This is a genomic window from Hominiventricola filiformis (assembly GCF_020686965.1).
GTDB lineage: Bacteria > Bacillota > Clostridia > Lachnospirales > Lachnospiraceae > Hominiventricola > Hominiventricola filiformis.
Genome location: NZ_JAJEPS010000005.1, coordinates 198,934 through 215,354, shown reverse-complemented (window position 1 = coordinate 215,354; position 16,421 = coordinate 198,934). Strand labels below are relative to the sequence as shown.

Here is a 16,421-nt window from a genome sequence, read left to right as displayed (position 1 = left end):
TATTTTTTGCTGATAATCCCTTATTTACTGGGATCTCATGAAATATCGGCATAGTTTTTTTATCGGTATAAGTCGTGCTAAGCCGATATCGGCTTAACACGACAAATGCGATTGAAGGATTCAACCGCCAGCTCCGGAAAGTAACCAAAAGCAAGACGGTTTTTCCATCGGATGACAGCCTTTTAAAAATGCTGTATCTTGCGACTATGGACATTACCAAGAAATGGACAGGACACCGACAGGATTGGGGACAGATCCATTCCCAGCTTGAAATCTATTTTGAAGAGCGTCTGGCTGGACGCAGCCTGTAAAAACAGCTTGTTTTAGGCAGGTCTTATTGACATGCCCCAAAACTTCTGTATAATGCAGATATGGGCAGAATCCGGAAAATCGGCTCTGCCCATTTGTAACTATTCACAAATCTTATATCAGTTTTTATAGTTTACACAAAACTTGAAACGGTCTCTCCGCACCCTCCACTCTTTTTTACTTACTTGTCTACTTGACATGGGGCTGATCATTTTTTGTTTTCCCGTTCGCTTTGTCCATTGTAAATATAACACACTTATTTTCGAAAAAAAATACTGTAAAGGTACTTCTTTCATACTGAAAAAGTACTATTTTGGTACTATTTATCAAATTTGTGCTCAGCCAACCATTGCATTTCGCTTTTTAGGTTAAGTAACAAATCAATTACAAAAATACTCTTTAGCGATTTTTCCTCCGTTCCGAAATCCAATTGATCGCCATGACAGATTTTATTTCTCAGCGGGTTATGATCACGATATTCTTCCCCATGACTCGTTAGCACTACATTGTATATGTAATCAGTCATTGCTTCCCAATAAAAGACAGCATTTTCTGTCATTGCAGCCAACCTCAAAATCATATGCTTTTCGCTTGTCTTCGCAAATTTCTTATGATTCTGAAAATCAACCTGGTAGAGTTCACAAATCTCCTTCTCATCATCTTCCGAGCATATTAAGCCATTTTCATCTGTATAATTTGAAATGTCACAAATCAAACCATCCACTTGACACATCATGATAGAAGTCGCACCATAATAGCATCCAGAGTTGTGAAGATTAACTGCCTCCTCCAATAGCAGCAATCTCTCTGAATCATCCTTCAATAGTTTCCTCCATCCGCCTATTATATTATCTAATTTCTCAGAATTATAGTAATTGCAGATAGATGCAGCCAATTCATCCAATGGATAGTTTTCTTTTTTATCCCCACATAGACCCGTAATGATTTCTTTTAATTCCTCATCATCTTCAAGAAATAGTGGCCATGTAATGCTTTTTAACGTATATAGATATCTTAGGTTACCTAGAGTCTTAAGAAATGACTCCGGAATCTCAATTTTAGGAATTGTAGTAGTGATAGCCGCAATTGTTTTACCTAACGATTCTAGTGCTGGCCGAACGGATTCCATTATCTGTTGCTGATATTCAAAAATGGGGCGGATAGTCTCACTAATTCTACGAGCATTTTCCATAAAGGTTTGCGAGATACCTTGATACTGCTTCATACAATCAGCAATTTGTTTTACCGCAGAAACAACTCCCGGATATGCTTCTATGGAGCGGGATGCAATCTTTGCAGCATCTGATAAGGCCTCCATATTTTGAATATAAACAGATGGAATAGTATCCTCTTCCTCTTCGCCCATCGCCCACAGTATAAAATCAATCTTTTTGGTATCACTGATTGATGAATAATCCGGAAAACGACTATCAAAGGATGTTATATATTCGTTATAGCTTGCCTTGTTTGCCTTAAGATCACTATACCATTGTACAATGACATCATATAACTCAATTGTTTCCTCGAGTTTTTGCTGTCCTCGTTTATTTGAAGATTTAATTCCAATTCTATCAAGAACCTTCGAATCCCAAATTGGCATATTCTCATCTATAGATGCCAGCATCTTACTCGCAAAGGATGCCTCAACTTGTCCGGTTCCTTCGTACAGTTCCGTTATAATTTCTTTGTAGGAACAATTCCTCTTTTTCTTCCTTTCGAAAATCTCAAAGAATACTTTCCGCCATTCTGCATTTCGCCTTACCTTGTAAAAAAAGTCAAATTCCCGCTGAAAATCTTGATCATCGGCAACGTTAACCGTCTTTACTTTGCTCATAATATTCATATAGTGTTGAATATCCTGTGCCCTTTTTTCAAGATTATCCAATGCTTTCTCAATGTCATGATTCATTTATTATCCCTCTGATCAATCCTCATTCCACATTCTTCGTTCTTCCCGGCGACGCTCTTCTTCCTCTTCTACCTCGCGGCGATACTCACTGTCATCCCAGTTATAAACGTATTCACCACGATCTATACTGAAGCCGTCTCTTTCTATATATTCATGTTCGCCGGAATCATAATTGAATGCATATTTTGCCATGGCTTATTCCTCCTCCAAAACAAATGTCAGCATATCATATGCTGCCTGTTTCTTCGCATCTTTCTTAGACGAAGATCTTCCATTGGTTACAGTATCTTTTTCTTTTATAGAGCATTTACAATTCCAAACCGGATTACCATCTTCGTCATGTGTTTCTTTGAAGTCATATTGAGGGATAGAGAAATAGCCTCTTCTGGCAAGGATCTCCAACTGCCCGATGGAATCATTATAATTCGGATCATCAATCTCATCTCTAATAGAAAAGAGCATATCCTCATCTTTCAGATATTCATACGCCAATCTCGATGCGTCCATCCTGGCCAGATTCTTTGATCTGCCGTATCCGACGAAATGATAATCAATTCCCGGTATTTGAACTTCACACGCAAAGTGCGTATCCTGCTCCGCTTCTCCACATATACACTTATGATGCCTTAGCATATACCATGTCCCCTGCATGGAAGTAGGATAGAAACAGTGAAGTGGAATGTTTCCTGAATTAGCCGATGACCAAGCTTGTATCTCAGCCACATAGTTTACGTCTTCATCAAACATGAGCTCGCCTGGATTCAGCATAACATTCATGCTATCTTGTAATGCTTCAATATCCCAATTTGAATCCAAGGCTATCGCACCAAGAATCGCTTCAAACAGATCCTCTTTAACCGATAGTGAATCCTGAATGTTTTTCTCCACATCTCCTTTTCCCATTATCAGAAAGTAGGCTATCCCTAAGTTGTCGATTGCATCTGCAAGAGTGTTCTTTTGAACCAATTGCTTCTTAATCTCAGTTAATTCTCCCTCATCCAAATCAGAAATAAAGGTTCCCGTTTCCTCGGTCTTACCCCACTTTTCCCAGTTCTGATACTTCTTTGAATAATGGCCGAATTCCTCGGAGAGCTGCTTCACGACAACAAAATCCAATGCCTTGTCTCCGATAAATTCAAGGACCTCATTATCCTGTCCTCCATTTTCCATTGAATAGGAGCGACGAGTAAATGCTTGAACAAGCAGCTCCTGGTTTTTGAACGTGTATCCAATTTGATCTTGGATAAATTTGATTTTTTTCTCGTCCATAAAAAAAGACCTCCTAGTATTTATACTAAAAGGCATAAAGATAGTCTGGCAGAAAATCCACGTATCCCGGGTACGCTGAATAAGCCAGACATGATAGATTAAATTTGATTCCTTGTTCTTGAGAGTTTACCGATGCTCACTTTCATAAGCAAAGATAAACATGCATAAACAATGTCTCATATTTAACTTATTATGCCTTTTTCAAGTAAAGATTAACACACTTCAAATAGAAACACAAGATATTATAAAAGAATTTAAGGGTTCGAGACATGCTCAAACCCTTAATGTATACGGATTTCAGAGTGCGCCAATTTTTTCAATCAGCATATCACACCAATCCTGCACTGTTATGACAGCCAGCAAAAGAGCCATGATATCTGCAAAGATCAGAGACATAAGAAAGACATCTGACCATCTCTTGCAGACAAGATAATATATAATACCGCCTCCTACAATCATAGTAAGAAGCCCCACGATAGATTCAGTGAGCTTTAGTGATGTTGCTAATAGCCACTTGATAAAGAACAAAACAAAGACCACCGGAAGCAGCATGATCTTGAATAGTTTTCTCAGTATAAACATATTAACCGATCCTCCCTTCGCGCAGTTCGTTCATCACCTTATAGGCAATCAAACGTAAAACATATTCCGGCATGGCTCTCCGACCAAGCTCCCACTCTTGCATGGTACGATAAGGTACACCTAACCACACAGAAAAATCAGTCCTGCTTATACCAGACTTTTCCCTGATCATTCTGAAGCAATAAGCCAAGCGGCGACGCTTTGCATTCTTATCATTCTTATCATATTTTTCTACTTCAATCTCAATTCCTTCGATGTTATATATCTCTTTCTTCATAGGCACTTCCTCTATGTAGTCAGTGACTACATGTCAAGAAATATCCTGCAGTACAAAAAAAGGAGCCGCTCCCGACTCCTTATTTCTGCTTTTCCGCTTGTTTTTTCTCGCTTGCCGCTTGTTTTTGCAAATCCAAGTAGAAAACCATGATCAACTCCCTGCTTCGGCATTCTTATTCTTCCATTCTTCCAATAACGAGAATAGAACTTTCTCCATCTGTGACTTGGTATAAAATGTTGGGAAGTAGTTCATTACATATTACTTGCTATCCATCATACCTTATTCTTTCTACCAGCGTTTCCTTTTTCAGATTACTGCTTAAAACGCAGGAAAGTACAATCTGCAACAGACCGACCAAAAAAATCATAATAAAAATTGGTACGATTGGAACATGATAGATATTCATTCCAAATATTCCATTATGTTTTGCATAGGAAAAAAGTGCATAGCCGAGCGGCAGACCAATGATCAAAGCTACGCATATGGTACCAACCGTAAAAATCAGTCCCTGTAACTGCAGGCATAAATTTAATTGTTTATTTGTCATACCCACAGCCTGTAATATACCATATTCCTGCTTTTTTGTCGTAATATTCATGATCATGGTATTCGCCATATTCATAAACCCGATGAGTCCTACAATAGCCATAAACAGATAACAGCCAAGCTTCATCATGCTGCTTGCAAATTCGGCAGATTGTAACTGCGCATGATAAGTATCCATTTTTATATGCGAAGTATTAGAAATCAAAGTATTCAGACTTTGTTCTACAGATGCCACATCTTTTTTATCACAGTCCACCCACAGATAGCCATAGGCTGTTCCTCTCGGATTCATGGAACGATATACACCTTCCGGAATGACAAGATAAGTGTCCGCACTTACAAAAGATCCTGCAATCATTCCCTGATAGGTATAGGTTCCACTTCCATTCTCAAAGTCAAATGCAATGGATTCACCCGGAGCATATCCATCTTGTTCCATCCACGTTGACCAGCCAAAGAAAATATCACCATTCTTTACCGCCTGATCATAGTCCATAGAGCCAATATCCTCTTCTTGGCGCATAAAATCAAAATCCTTTTTACTCACAATATCAGCCGGAAATCTTGTTCCGTTCAGATTTACAGAGACAATCTCTCTCGTCATGACATCTGTGACTCCCGGAATGCTTTTGATTTCTTCAATCAGCGAATCATTCAATGGGTTGTTCTGTAGGATTGTGTCCAGATTATTCTCCGAATAGGCTTCATCATAATTCTGGGAATAATCCAGCTGCAACTCAAATTGTCCATGGTTGATTGCAATCCGCGCCTCGTGCTCCGTGTCAATATTCCCAACATAATTAGAGATAATTACAAACAATACACAGGAAAGCCCCATGGTAAGAATCGTAGCAATGGTTCTTTTCGGATTACCTGTCACATTTGCCATTGCCATGGAGAAAACGGTGACATCTTTTCTGCCTTTTCGTCTGCCCTGTTTTTGCGTTTTGGAGCCGTCAAGATACCGTGTCGCTTCAATGGGGGAAATCCGGGAAACAATTTTCATGGGTTTGCGCAGAGCCAAAACGACCGTAAGAAACGATACAAAAATGCAGATGAGCATAATTGTCAGTGAAAACAGAGGCACCTGATGGTTCTTGATTCCGGACGATACCAGATTTCCCTGCTCCACCAGCCAGTTGAAGCTGACTTTTGCAATCAGGAAACCAAACAGCAGTCCCAGCGGTATCGAAGGAACCGCCAGAAGAATGCCCTCACGAAAGATCAACTGCTTCATCTGCTTTCTGGTTGCACCCAGCGCCTTGATTTTTCCGTACTCCTGAACCTTCTGGGCGATCCCGACCTGGAAGATATTATAAATGACCACAACGGAAAACAGCACGATTCCGAGGATCAGGGTTCCACAAACCACAATCATTTCATAGCTCGGCTGCAATACCCACTGCAGGTAGAGGTCATTGATGATCACGTTTTTCTGGTCAATGCCGCAGGAATCCGCGATTTCTTTTATAACAGGCGCAACATTATTCATAGATACATTTACAGAATCGCTCAAGGTAAAATAGATATTATATTGCCTGTCACCCTCCGCAACACGCTCATTATAAAAATCCTGCGAACCGAATACAACATAGGAAGCCTCGATGGTATATTCATCCCGGTCATATAAAATCCCGCTGACAGTAAATTCCACCGGTGCGTATTCCGACTGCATGCCGGAACGGTACTCCAATGTTACGGTGTCTCCGACCTTTACATCATGGTATCCCACTGCATCAAAGAAAGCGCGTCCTGCGGCAATTTCCTGCGCCTTTTCCGGATAGGTACCTTCCTTCAACACATATTCCTGATTATAGAGAAGCATTTTCCTGACCGTTTCATCCGCACTGACAAAGCCGCCATTTTCATTTCCTTTCAGGATGCCCTCCGTACACATGATACCGATATCAGATATCTCAGCTCTGCGTTCCACTTCTTTTAATTGCGTACCATCTGCGGCGATAAACAGGCCGTAGTTGCTCCCGTATGAGCTTGCCGCCTGACTTTTCTGTAAATGAATTACCCCATTTCCCACAGTACTGATGATAACAAGCAGCATCGTGGTCAGACAGATTGCCATCATGATCAGTATACTTCTTGTCCTGTTCCTTTTGTCATTGCTATATGCAATCCTGCTTATTGTCTTCATCTGAAATCCACCACCTGTCCGTCCTCAATCACCAGAATACGGTCAGCGACCTGTGCAATTTCGTCATCATGGGTAATCATTACAATTGTCTGTCCATATTTTTTTGCTGTCATCTTAAGCAGAGCGATTACCTCATCACTGGTCTTAGAATCAAGATTTCCTGTCGGCTCATCTGCAAATATAATTTCCGGACGATTCACCAGTGCTCTTGCAATTGCTACTCTCTGCTGCTGTCCTCCGGATAACTGATTTGGCAGATTATAAATCCGGTTTTCAATCCCCAGAGTTGCAATAATATCATTTACATACGCTTCATCCACTTTTCTTCCGTCCAGCCCCAGTGGCAGTACAATATTTTCCCAGACATTAACAGATGAAACCAGATTAAATGCCTGAAAAACAAATCCGATTTTTCTTCTGCGGAAAACAGCAAGGGCATTTTCCTTCATCCTGTATAAATTTTTCCTGCTAAAGTAACACTGCCTTTTGTCGGGGTGTCTAGCCCTCCAAGCATATGAAGTAATGTACTTTTACCGGAACCTGACTTTCCAACAATTGCAACAAATTCTCCCCGCTCAATCTGAATGTCCACCTGATTGACCGCCTTGACCTGATTCTCACCTACGCCATAAAACTTACAAAGCTGCTTGGTTTCTAATATCACACTCATGTGTTGCCTCCTTTTCATCTTACATCCAAATTGTATCAGGGCAATCTTTCATTTCACTTTCAAAAAACGAGCAGAAGTCTTACAGAATTGTAAGATTTCTGCTCACTTAAAATTTAACCAACATATGGTAATTGAATCACAAACGTGCTTCCTTTTTTCTTTTTGCCGGAGGTTACCGTAATCGTACCTGAGTGTTTTTCGATAATTTCTCTCGATAGAAAAAGTCCGATTCCTGTACCACTCTTTTCCATGACCTCCTTGGAACTTCCTCTGTAAAATCGTTGAAAAATTTTGTGATACTCATTCTGCGGAATACCGATTCCCTGATCCTCAATTTCCATTCTTACAAGATCGTTTCTTTTTTGTAACCGGATAAATATTTTTGAACCACACGGACTGTACTTGACCGCATTATCCAGAACGTTGATCACAGCTTCACCAAGCCATCTTTTATCCTGCATAACCATGCATGTTTCCAGCTCTTTTGCATAGTCAAAAACGAATTCAATTTCTTTTTCATCCGCTTTTGGATAAGTACAGTTCACAGCATATATGACAGTATCCATAAGCGGAAGTTTTTTCTTATTAATCTGAATCAGTCCAGTTTCCATCTTGGATATTTCAAGAAGCGACTGCAATAATGTCTCCAGTCCATCCAGCGCACTCCGACAACGGATACGAAACTCCTCCTGTTCTGTGGCACTTAAGTCATTCTGCATCAGCACACTAAAACATGTATCCAAAGCTGCAACCGGTGTCTTTAACTGGTGAGAAATATCAGAAACCATTTCTTTCGTGTTCTCCTTTTCTGCCCTTGCTTCTTCCTTTATCAACTGAATATGATGTCCGATTGCTTCAAGCTGGTCATTCAATTTTTCCAGTTCTGCATGATTTTCCGTTTTCAGTAAATCATCAAATTTATTTTCACGGAATCCGATCAGAATTTCTTCCAACTGGTCTAAAATTTTCTGATGACACGCATCTTCTTTTTTCTTCCAATAAAGTAAAAAAGTCAAAAGAAGCACGCATATCACAGTGCTTACAGCACCGGTCACCATAACCTGATGCCGGAATTGCGAATAAAATGCATTCCCTTTATTCCCCCAGTATCCATATTGCTCCAATAATCGCCTTCCCTGTTCGTTAGTTTCAATATCCTTATCCTTAAGCAATTCCGAAACAGCATCCAGCCCGGAAAATTCTTCCTTTGCAGCAATCTCTGTCATAAGATTCATTTTATATTTATAATCTTCATAAAACACATACGTGGTAAAGCAATTTAATATTGCAAACAATAATATGACAGGTAATACCAAGGAGAGCACTACTGTAATCTTCTTGCGATATCTCTTTGTCACTGCCTTACCTCCTGATTCCATATATACCCAAGACCTCTGATATTCTTTATATAGACCGGTGCAGCCGGATTGTCTTCGATTTTCTCACGGAGTCTTCTGATATTGACAGCGATTGTATTTTCATCCACAAAATCCCCTTCCAGATCAAACACATTTTCCAATATTTGTGTTTTTGAAAGAATCTGTTTCGGATTCTGAAGAAAAAAAGTCAGCATTTTCAACTCCGTTTTTGTCAGACTGATTTCACGACTCTTTATCAGGACTTTCATTTCTCCTGCGATAAATACGATATCTCCCGAAATCATCTTTCCGGCTTCCATTTTCTCCTGTCTGCGGCGGAAATGTGCTTCTATTTTCAAAAGAAGTACCGAAAGACTAAACGGCTTTGTAATATAATCATCTGCCCCTGCTTCATATCCCATGACCTGATCCATCTCCTGATCTAGTGCTGTAAGACAAATAATGTATGTATTATAATTGCATCTCATCCACCTTACAAATTCCAGTCCATTCCCATCCGGAAGATTCACATCACAAATGGTAACATCCACATTATGATCACTTGCAATTCTTTTCGCTTTTTTCACTGATTCTGCTGAAAAAACCTCATATCCGGATTTTTTCAGTGAAAATGTAATTCCACGATTTAAATTTTCATCATCTTCAACCACGAGTATACCTGGCATAGCATCTGCACCTCTCTTTATTAACTATTTCCTAATTCTTCAAACATTTCATTACCTCTGCCAATTCCTATTTGTATTTCTGTTTGTTTTAAAAATGGGCAACTCCGATTGGAATTGCCCACTCATTGCACTAATTATGCGATTTTTTCTTGCTTGCACCGATTTCTGCATCAATTGATGTAAGTTTACGGTACATCTTTACATCATCTTAATAGAGCTTTGCACCTGCCGGAATATGGTTATCAACCATCAGAAGATGCAGTTCTTCATCCTCTGAATCCTTCAGGTTATTCACTGCTGAAAGCAGCATACCGCAAGACTCGATTCCCATCATCTTTCTTGGCGGAAGGTTGGTGATTGCGATCAGTGTCTTACCAACTAATTCTTCCGGCTCATAGTAAGAGTGGATTCCGCTTAAGATCGTGCGGTCTGTACCTGTTCCGTCATCCAGTGTGAACTGAAGGAGCTTCTTGCTCTTCGGAACTGCTACACACTCTTTAACCTTTACGGCACGGAAATCAGATTTGCTGAATGTATCGAAATCAACCTCTTCTTCAAATAAAGGCTCAACCTTTACGTTGGAGAAGTCAATCTTCGCGTTGTCTTTGAAGAATCCGTTGTTGTCGTTTGCAGTTGCTTCTTCTACTGCTCCGGATTTTCCTGCTTTTTTGTCAGAGTCAAGACTCTTCATTGTCGGGAATAAAATTTTGCTCTCTCCATCCCGCCCCATGCCGCTCCGTAGTGCGCAAAATCCGCATAATTGCTGGGTTTTTGAAACTATTTATCATTCGTCCTGTGTCCTATTTGACCGTCCGCTTCACTCGAAAAGTTGTATAAAAATTGTAGTTGTTTGTAGGCATATTTTTTTGTGAAAAAGTGTGTCAGCTCCAAAATGTCAAAAATTGGATAAATTTTCCATGAAAAGGACTGGCACATTGTAGAGCCATGAAGAACATCCCTGATACTGTTTCTTTATCGCTTTTAGCCTATATTATAAGGTATCAATGCTAAAACTGCGGAAACCAGCAATGCACAAACTGCTTATTTGCAGCTCATATAAATATGAGTATACCCCCATCAGTTATTCAAGTCAACATTTTTCAGCGAACTACTTGTCTGCATAAAAAACTAGGAGGTTCACTATGCCAGAATACCAACTTCAAATCAAACAAGTGGTAGATTACCCACGATGCCGGATTTATCGTGAGTTCATCCACAAACTGATCAACGACCGGAGCATCCGCATAAACGGAGGCTCCGGCCTTTTTCATTTTACTGTACTTTGCAGCTATGCAAACTTCCGCACCTCATATCGCCGTATTGACGGGATCAGTTACACAGTCTCCCCCGGCGAATGGGTCTGCACCGTCAAGGAACTGTCTTGCTGGTTCCGCACCCGCTTTCATCGGCAGGCGCTGTCCATGCTGGATACCCTTCAGAAGCAGCACTTGATTTCCTATACACTGCTGGGCCGTGGCAATGTAGTCAAATATAAAATCCTCCACTGGGCCCGCCACAATTCCGCACTGGAGTACAATGCCCCTTGCCAAAAGGATACCGGTTTTTTCTTCCTGCCAGTCTCTGTTGCCCTGGAACTGGTCAGCTCTGCCCGCTGCTCTGAAATGGACATCGTTCTGGATCTGTGGGTATCCGCTGTCTACAACGATACGCAGGTGCAGGGGTCAGAGGTCGGTCCGGTAGCCTACTTTCGCAATGGTACAGGAAACCCGTTGGTCAGTTATACCGAACTCTCCTGCCGCTGGGGGCTGTCACGCGCTACCGTATGCCGGATACTGAAAAAGTTGGACGGTCTTGGGTATATCTCTATCATGTCGTTTCCCGGCCGGCATGGAAGCGTGATCTACCTGCAGAACTACCTGTCCACCATGTTTGAGATTTCCGATGTTTTAATCGACAAGGAGGAAGTTGCCATGACCTTAAACATTCATCTGGAGCTTCCGGAAACTGCTGAAACCGAAGAGAGCCATTCTATCTCTGAGCATGAGGTCATTGTTTCGGATGCACTTTCCAGCGTTTCAAAATCGCACATTGAAACGATACTCCGCAAGATGGCTGACATCCTATCTACGCAAGGGATTTCCTGCTTTTCTTGCCCACTCTCCTGCTATAAGTTATATCCCTTATCGGACGACTGCTGGGAAGAGTTGATTCCGCGTGCGCGAGGGAAATCTACAGTCCACTTTGGTCTGACCATCCTCTGCGGCACAAACACTTCAATCGCCACTTTTGAACTTACACTCACTCCCTCTGAGGAGCACGAAAATAGGAGGAACCTGAAATGAGAAAATTTGTTGAACCTGATGTTGCTGATAATCCCCTGTACCATGATACCTGGAAACTGCTGAAAAAATACCGGGATGTTGTGTGGAGCCTGGAGCTTTCTGTCCAGCATGTCCGCACCAAGTTTGAGATTGAGTATGGTACCTCCATTGAGGATTTTCTGGATTCAGTCTATCTGGCTGGCGCTGATTTGGCCGGAAGCGACATCGAGCATCATGCCAAATGCATTGAACGCAGCCACAAAATGCTCAAGCTGCTGGATTCCGCAATCGAATTGCTGCGTACCAAGCACAAAAACGGTGAGGCATATTACTGGTTGCTGTACTACTCCTTCCTCTCGCCGCAGCAGCTCAAAAATGTTGAGGAAATTATCGAGACCCTGCGACCGCATATCCGCGACATCAGTTTCAGAACTTACTACCGCAAACGCCGGGAAGCCATTGAAGCCCTCAGTTCCGTTCTTTGGGGCTATACCTCCAAGGACAGTTTAGACATGCTGGAGCAGTTCTTCCCAGAGCCAAAATCATCTTCCGGACAATCGGGCAAATAATTGGCACAATTCGGGAACAAAATTGGCATGGTTCTGCTCTTTCAGTGTAAATACCGATGTGTTAAACTGAATATGCTCAAACTTGCACCCAAAACCGAACAGGACAGTAACGGCACCTTTCATCAGGGTGCTTTTTTGCTGCCCAGATGGCCGCCCGGCCATTTGAAAGCCCACATTTGTTTTGACAGGTGTGGGTTTTTCTGTTCCCTATTGAGCATCAAAAAATCATTCAGAATTGGAGGATCGCAAATTGAAGAAAACGAAAACCCCTCAAACTCCGCAGCTTCAGGAGCCGGATACCCAGTCCAAGCGCAGGCTTTCGCTGCCCAAAGTGGCTTACAGCGCCTTCCTGTGTGTGATGATGTCCATGATATTCTGCCAGCCGGCTTATGCGGCAACAGATGTATGGACCAAGGCCAAAGAGATCATGCAGGATGTATACACCCAAATCCTTGCCATCTCCACTATCGCCGCCATCGTCACTGCTTCGGTAGCCTTGCTGCTCATGAACTTCTCCCGTTCCGGACGGACGGTGGATGAAAGCCGCGCCTGGCTCAAACGAATCTGTATCACCTGGGCTATCCTCAATGGCTTGGGCTTTATCATGGCGTATGTGACGCCGCTCTTTAGTGGCGGACAATGGACAGGCTGATTGACCGTCTGACTGCTCGCCGGAAAGGAGGCTTGCATTTATGGGCATTTTAGACGGCATAGTGGAATGGATCGCAGAACAGGTAATGGCCGGTCTTGATCTGGTGACCACATCGGTTTTGGGTGCGCTGGGCTGTGATATGGCTGTATTTCTGCGTTATTTTCCCGCAGCAGAGACTATGTACTCTGTTTTCGTGGCTCTGGCAATCGGGATCATCCTGCTCAACTGGGTCTGGCAGTTATTCAAAAACTTCGGTCTTGGCGCAGGTGTGGAAGCAGAAGACCCGGTAAAGCTGAGTATCCGTTCCGTTATTTTTATCCTGCTGACGCTCTTTTCAGATGAAATCGTCAATATTGTTCTTACCATCGGCGGCACCCCCTACCACTGGATCATGGACTCTGACCTTCCTGCATTAAGCTTTGCAGACTTCAATTCCGTAATGCTGGTCATCATCGGTGTGTGTGCCAATGGGGCTGTGGCGCTGATTACCTTGATTTTGGTTCTCATCCTGGCCTGGAATTACCTAAAACTTCTGTTCGAGGCAGCTGAACGGTATGTGCTGCTCGGTGTACTGGTCTACACGGCTCCTGTGGCTTTTTCTATGGGCGCCAGTCAGACCACAGCAAACATCTGGAAATCCTGGTGCCGGATGCTTGGCGGTCAAATTTTCCTATTGGTCATGAACGCCTGGTGCCTGCGCCTGTTCACAAGCATGGTGGGGTCCTTCCTTGCGAACCCGCTTTCGTTGTAAGGAGGTCTTATCCTTGAAGAAACTCAAAAAAATTTTGTTTGCGGCCTTTACAGTCGCAATTCTCTCCTGCCTGCTCTGCCAGCCGGCTTTTGCCGCTATCTCCGAAAGCGATGTGCAGGCTCAGGTAGACGCTGTGGGAAAAGAAGCCGTTTCCGGCAATGTGTTTATCTGGTTTCTCTGTGCTATCGGCTTTCTCAAAGTCGGCCAGAAAATCGATTCCTTCCTCTCCAGTCTTGGTGTCAATGTAGGACATACCGGCGGCAGCATGCTGGCTGAGGCTATGATTGCTGCCAGAGGCATCGGCGGCATCAAGAACTTTTCCAGTCACCACTTTGGCGGCGGGAGAAACAGCAGTTCCACCAATGTCAACTCAAACGGTGGTAAAGGCAGCGGCGGCTTTGGAGCAGGGTTTGCCAGCGGCGGTCTTTCTGGAGTGGTGAGCCGAAAAGTCACAAACAGTGCCATCAAAACAGCCACCACAACTCCCGGCTCCAAGCCTTCCGGTCTTGGCAGTCTTTTAGGCGATGCTGCAGCCGGAGGAATCGGCGGCCATATGTACGCTTCTTCCGTTAGTAAGGGCGGCAATTTTGCCAACAATGTAATCGGCAGCGTAGCCACGGGCAGTATCAGCCAGATGGGGGCCATTTCCGGTGAAAAAGCCGCCGAAGCCCTGCACTCTTACATGGGATATGCGGCACTGGAATCCGGAGCTGAAAATGTTCCGACCTTCCAAAATGTCGAAATTGGCGGCGGCCGCATCACCGGCACAGAAGTGACTGCGGAACATCCCGAAGGCATCTCCTTTGGTATGTACCACGCAGACCAATATGTTGCCCCGGAAGGCCAGTACACCACCGTTCATGCCGTGGATGGCACAGCATGGTATAAGCAGTACGCTGTGGATGCTGTTGACAAATCGCCCTATATGGCTCCTGACGGTTCTATCGCCTTCAACGAGTCCATTGTCAAAAAGCTGCCTCCAGCCCCGAGGAGAAAGGACAAGATATAAATGCCAGAAGATCAAAAAAGCAGTTTTTCCGAAGCTGTGGAGACCGGTGCCTCCGCAGCGCATACCATCCGCGGCGCAATCAAAACCGGAAAAGCTATTTCCTCCGCTGCCAAAGGCGCTGCCGCAGGCGGTCCTTACGGTGCAGTTGCAGGCGCAGTGTGGGCAGGCCGGAAGCATATCGGAAAAATCATTGTGGCAGTCATTGCCCTGCTTATGCTGCCGGTATTATTTGTTCTCATGCTCCCCGGTCTTATTTTCGGCGGACTGACCAATGCCTTTTCGCCATCTGACCCCGAAATTCCGATTTTGAATAGCAAAACAGCGATTATTGAGAACGCCAACGAGATCACCTTTACCCTCAACGGCATCTTGGGCGAGGCACTGGATGATGTACTTGCCCGGATCGAAGCTGACTTTGCGGCATCGGGAGCCGACCATATGGAGGTCAAAAACGCCTATTCCAGCGGTCCCATTTATAACGCCAACCTATTTATCTCTCAGTATTGTGCGGCCAAAGACAAGGATTTTGAAAGCATTTCTCTGAATGACCTTGCCGCCACCCTGCGGGAAAACAAACAGCATCTATATTCCTACACCAGCAAGCAAGAGATTCGTGAGAGCACCGTGACTGATCCGGAGACTGGGGAAGAAACAACGGTGTCCGAAACATGGATGGTCTATACTGTCCGTTACAACGGTGAGTCCTATTTTTCTGATGTTGTATTCCAGCTTACCGATGACCAAAAGGAGCTTGCATCTGATTACGCTTCCAACCTAAGCCTGTTCTTGGGCGATGGTCTGCTGCAAAATCTGGAAGCGTGGACCGGAAACAGCATCACCGCTCTGGGCGATGTTACTTTCACCGACGGGATCACACCTGTTGTTTACTACAATCAGCTGGATGAACGCTATGCCGGTAAAGCATATGGTACGGACAATATTGGCGGTTATGGCTGCGGCCCTACCGCTATGGCAATCGTGGTGTCCTCTCTGACGGACGATATGGTTGACCCTGTGGAGATGGCCGAGTGGTCTTACAACAACGGCTACTGGTGTAAAAGCAGTGGTTCTTACCATGCGCTGATACCTGCCGCCGCTGGGGAATGGGGGCTTCCGGTTTCCGGCTGTACCACTGCGGAACCACAGCGCATCACAGACGCACTGGCTAATGGTAAACTGGTAGTAGCAATCATGTCTGAAGGCCACTTTACCTCTTCCGGTCACTTCATTGTCCTGCGTGGCGTAAAAGACGGCAAGATCATGGTGGCTGACCCTGCCAGTTACACACGGAGCGAACAGCTCTGGGATCTGTCCATTATCTTAAATGAGGCCAGCCGGCGCGCTGGAGCTGGCGGTCCGTTCTGGATTATCGGCTGATGTGCCCGCCCGGCTTCGGAAACGAG

14 protein-coding genes and 3 pseudogenes are annotated in these 16,421 nt (G+C 43.8%); 7 read left to right on the top strand and 10 right to left on the bottom strand.

The annotated features are described in order from the left end of the window. Positions 1-83: 83 nt before the first annotated feature. A pseudogene (locus LKD36_RS07520) lies at positions 84-311 on the top strand (transposase); the annotation flags it as partial. Positions 312-628: 317 nt separating this feature from the next. Here LKD36_RS07520 and LKD36_RS07515 read toward each other — a convergent pair. The 10 genes and pseudogenes from LKD36_RS07515 to LKD36_RS07470 all read right to left on the bottom strand — a co-directional run. Beyond that, on the bottom strand, positions 629-2,218 hold the full coding sequence (locus LKD36_RS07515) for a hypothetical protein (protein WP_308459200.1): 1,590 nt from the start codon (positions 2,216-2,218) through the stop codon (positions 629-631). A 15-nt stretch (positions 2,219-2,233) separates the two neighbouring features. Continuing rightward, complete coding sequence (locus LKD36_RS07510; protein ID WP_308459199.1) at positions 2,234-2,410, bottom strand: hypothetical protein; 177 nt, start codon at positions 2,408-2,410, stop codon at positions 2,234-2,236. A gap of 3 nt (positions 2,411-2,413) precedes the next feature. Next, on the bottom strand, positions 2,414-3,487 hold the full coding sequence (locus LKD36_RS07505) for a ribonuclease III domain-containing protein (protein WP_308459198.1): 1,074 nt from the start codon (positions 3,485-3,487) through the stop codon (positions 2,414-2,416). A gap of 297 nt (positions 3,488-3,784) precedes the next feature. Then, positions 3,785-4,069 (bottom strand): hypothetical protein, encoded by a 285-nt coding sequence (locus LKD36_RS07500; protein ID WP_308459197.1) that lies wholly within the window; start codon positions 4,067-4,069, stop codon positions 3,785-3,787. A gap of 1 nt (position 4,070) precedes the next feature. After that, positions 4,071-4,346 carry a helix-turn-helix domain-containing protein gene (locus tag LKD36_RS07495; protein WP_308459196.1) on the bottom strand — a complete coding sequence of 92 codons (276 nt, stop codon included), beginning with the start codon at positions 4,344-4,346 and terminating at the stop codon, positions 4,071-4,073. Between the two features lie 265 nt (positions 4,347-4,611). After that, positions 4,612-7,041: an ABC transporter permease gene (locus LKD36_RS07490; RefSeq protein WP_308459195.1), complete on the bottom strand. Its 2,430-nt coding sequence runs from the start codon at positions 7,039-7,041 to the stop codon at positions 4,612-4,614. After that, positions 7,038-7,711, bottom strand: a pseudogene (locus tag LKD36_RS07485) (ABC transporter ATP-binding protein). The gene LKD36_RS07490 and the pseudogene LKD36_RS07485 overlap by 4 nt, the downstream one beginning before the upstream one ends. Positions 7,712-7,824: 113 nt before the next feature. Further along, entirely contained in the window at positions 7,825-9,090 is a 1,266-nt protein-coding gene (locus LKD36_RS07480) for a sensor histidine kinase (protein ID WP_308459194.1), read from the bottom strand. After that, positions 9,066-9,755 (bottom strand): response regulator transcription factor, encoded by a 690-nt coding sequence (locus LKD36_RS07475; protein WP_118770899.1) that lies wholly within the window; start codon positions 9,753-9,755, stop codon positions 9,066-9,068. Before LKD36_RS07475 ends, LKD36_RS07480 begins: the two co-directional genes overlap by 25 nt. Positions 9,756-9,963: 208 nt before the next feature. Continuing rightward, positions 9,964-10,461, bottom strand: a pseudogene (locus LKD36_RS07470) (lysine--tRNA ligase); the annotation flags it as partial. A 436-nt stretch (positions 10,462-10,897) separates the two neighbouring features. Between LKD36_RS07470 and LKD36_RS07465 the strand changes: the two are divergent. From LKD36_RS07465 to LKD36_RS07440, 6 genes are all read left to right on the top strand, one after another. Then, positions 10,898-12,058 carry a MarR family transcriptional regulator gene (locus tag LKD36_RS07465; protein WP_215725545.1) on the top strand — a complete coding sequence of 387 codons (1,161 nt, stop codon included), beginning with the start codon at positions 10,898-10,900 and terminating at the stop codon, positions 12,056-12,058. After that, entirely contained in the window at positions 12,055-12,606 is a 552-nt protein-coding gene (locus tag LKD36_RS07460; RefSeq protein ID WP_006873388.1) for a hypothetical protein, read from the top strand. The genes LKD36_RS07465 and LKD36_RS07460 overlap by 4 nt, the downstream gene beginning before the upstream one ends. A gap of 358 nt (positions 12,607-12,964) precedes the next feature. Next, positions 12,965-13,258 (top strand): fimbrial protein, encoded by a 294-nt coding sequence (locus LKD36_RS07455; RefSeq protein ID WP_337770380.1) that lies wholly within the window; start codon positions 12,965-12,967, stop codon positions 13,256-13,258. A gap of 40 nt (positions 13,259-13,298) precedes the next feature. Further along, positions 13,299-14,009 carry a hypothetical protein gene (locus LKD36_RS07450; protein WP_227589404.1) on the top strand — a complete coding sequence of 237 codons (711 nt, stop codon included), beginning with the start codon at positions 13,299-13,301 and terminating at the stop codon, positions 14,007-14,009. 13 nt (positions 14,010-14,022) lie between these two features. Then, complete coding sequence (locus LKD36_RS07445; protein ID WP_227589405.1) at positions 14,023-15,018, top strand: hypothetical protein; 996 nt, start codon at positions 14,023-14,025, stop codon at positions 15,016-15,018. After that, positions 15,019-16,395, top strand: coding sequence for a C39 family peptidase (locus tag LKD36_RS07440; protein WP_186872921.1), 1,377 nt, complete (start codon positions 15,019-15,021; stop codon positions 16,393-16,395). Positions 16,396-16,421: the final 26 nt, after the last annotated feature.

Coding starts and splice junctions, on each gene's coding strand:
- LKD36_RS07515 (WP_308459200.1), bottom strand. CDS start 2,218: ATGAATCATGACATTGAGAAAGCATTGGATAATCTTGAAAAAAGGGCA.
- LKD36_RS07510 (WP_308459199.1), bottom strand. CDS start 2,410: ATGGCAAAATATGCATTCAATTATGATTCCGGCGAACATGAATATATA.
- LKD36_RS07505 (WP_308459198.1), bottom strand. CDS start 3,487: ATGGACGAGAAAAAAATCAAATTTATCCAAGATCAAATTGGATACACG.
- LKD36_RS07500 (WP_308459197.1), bottom strand. CDS start 4,069: ATGTTTATACTGAGAAAACTATTCAAGATCATGCTGCTTCCGGTGGTC.
- LKD36_RS07495 (WP_308459196.1), bottom strand. CDS start 4,346: ATGAAGAAAGAGATATATAACATCGAAGGAATTGAGATTGAAGTAGAA.
- LKD36_RS07490 (WP_308459195.1), bottom strand. CDS start 7,041: ATGAAGACAATAAGCAGGATTGCATATAGCAATGACAAAAGGAACAGG.
- LKD36_RS07480 (WP_308459194.1), bottom strand. CDS start 9,090: ATGGAATCAGGAGGTAAGGCAGTGACAAAGAGATATCGCAAGAAGATT.
- LKD36_RS07475 (WP_118770899.1), bottom strand. CDS start 9,755: ATGCCAGGTATACTCGTGGTTGAAGATGATGAAAATTTAAATCGTGGA.
- LKD36_RS07465 (WP_215725545.1), top strand. CDS start 10,898: ATGCCAGAATACCAACTTCAAATCAAACAAGTGGTAGATTACCCACGA.
- LKD36_RS07460 (WP_006873388.1), top strand. CDS start 12,055: ATGAGAAAATTTGTTGAACCTGATGTTGCTGATAATCCCCTGTACCAT.
- LKD36_RS07455 (WP_337770380.1), top strand. CDS start 12,965: ATGATGTCCATGATATTCTGCCAGCCGGCTTATGCGGCAACAGATGTA.
- LKD36_RS07450 (WP_227589404.1), top strand. CDS start 13,299: ATGGGCATTTTAGACGGCATAGTGGAATGGATCGCAGAACAGGTAATG.
- LKD36_RS07440 (WP_186872921.1), top strand. CDS start 15,019: ATGCCAGAAGATCAAAAAAGCAGTTTTTCCGAAGCTGTGGAGACCGGT.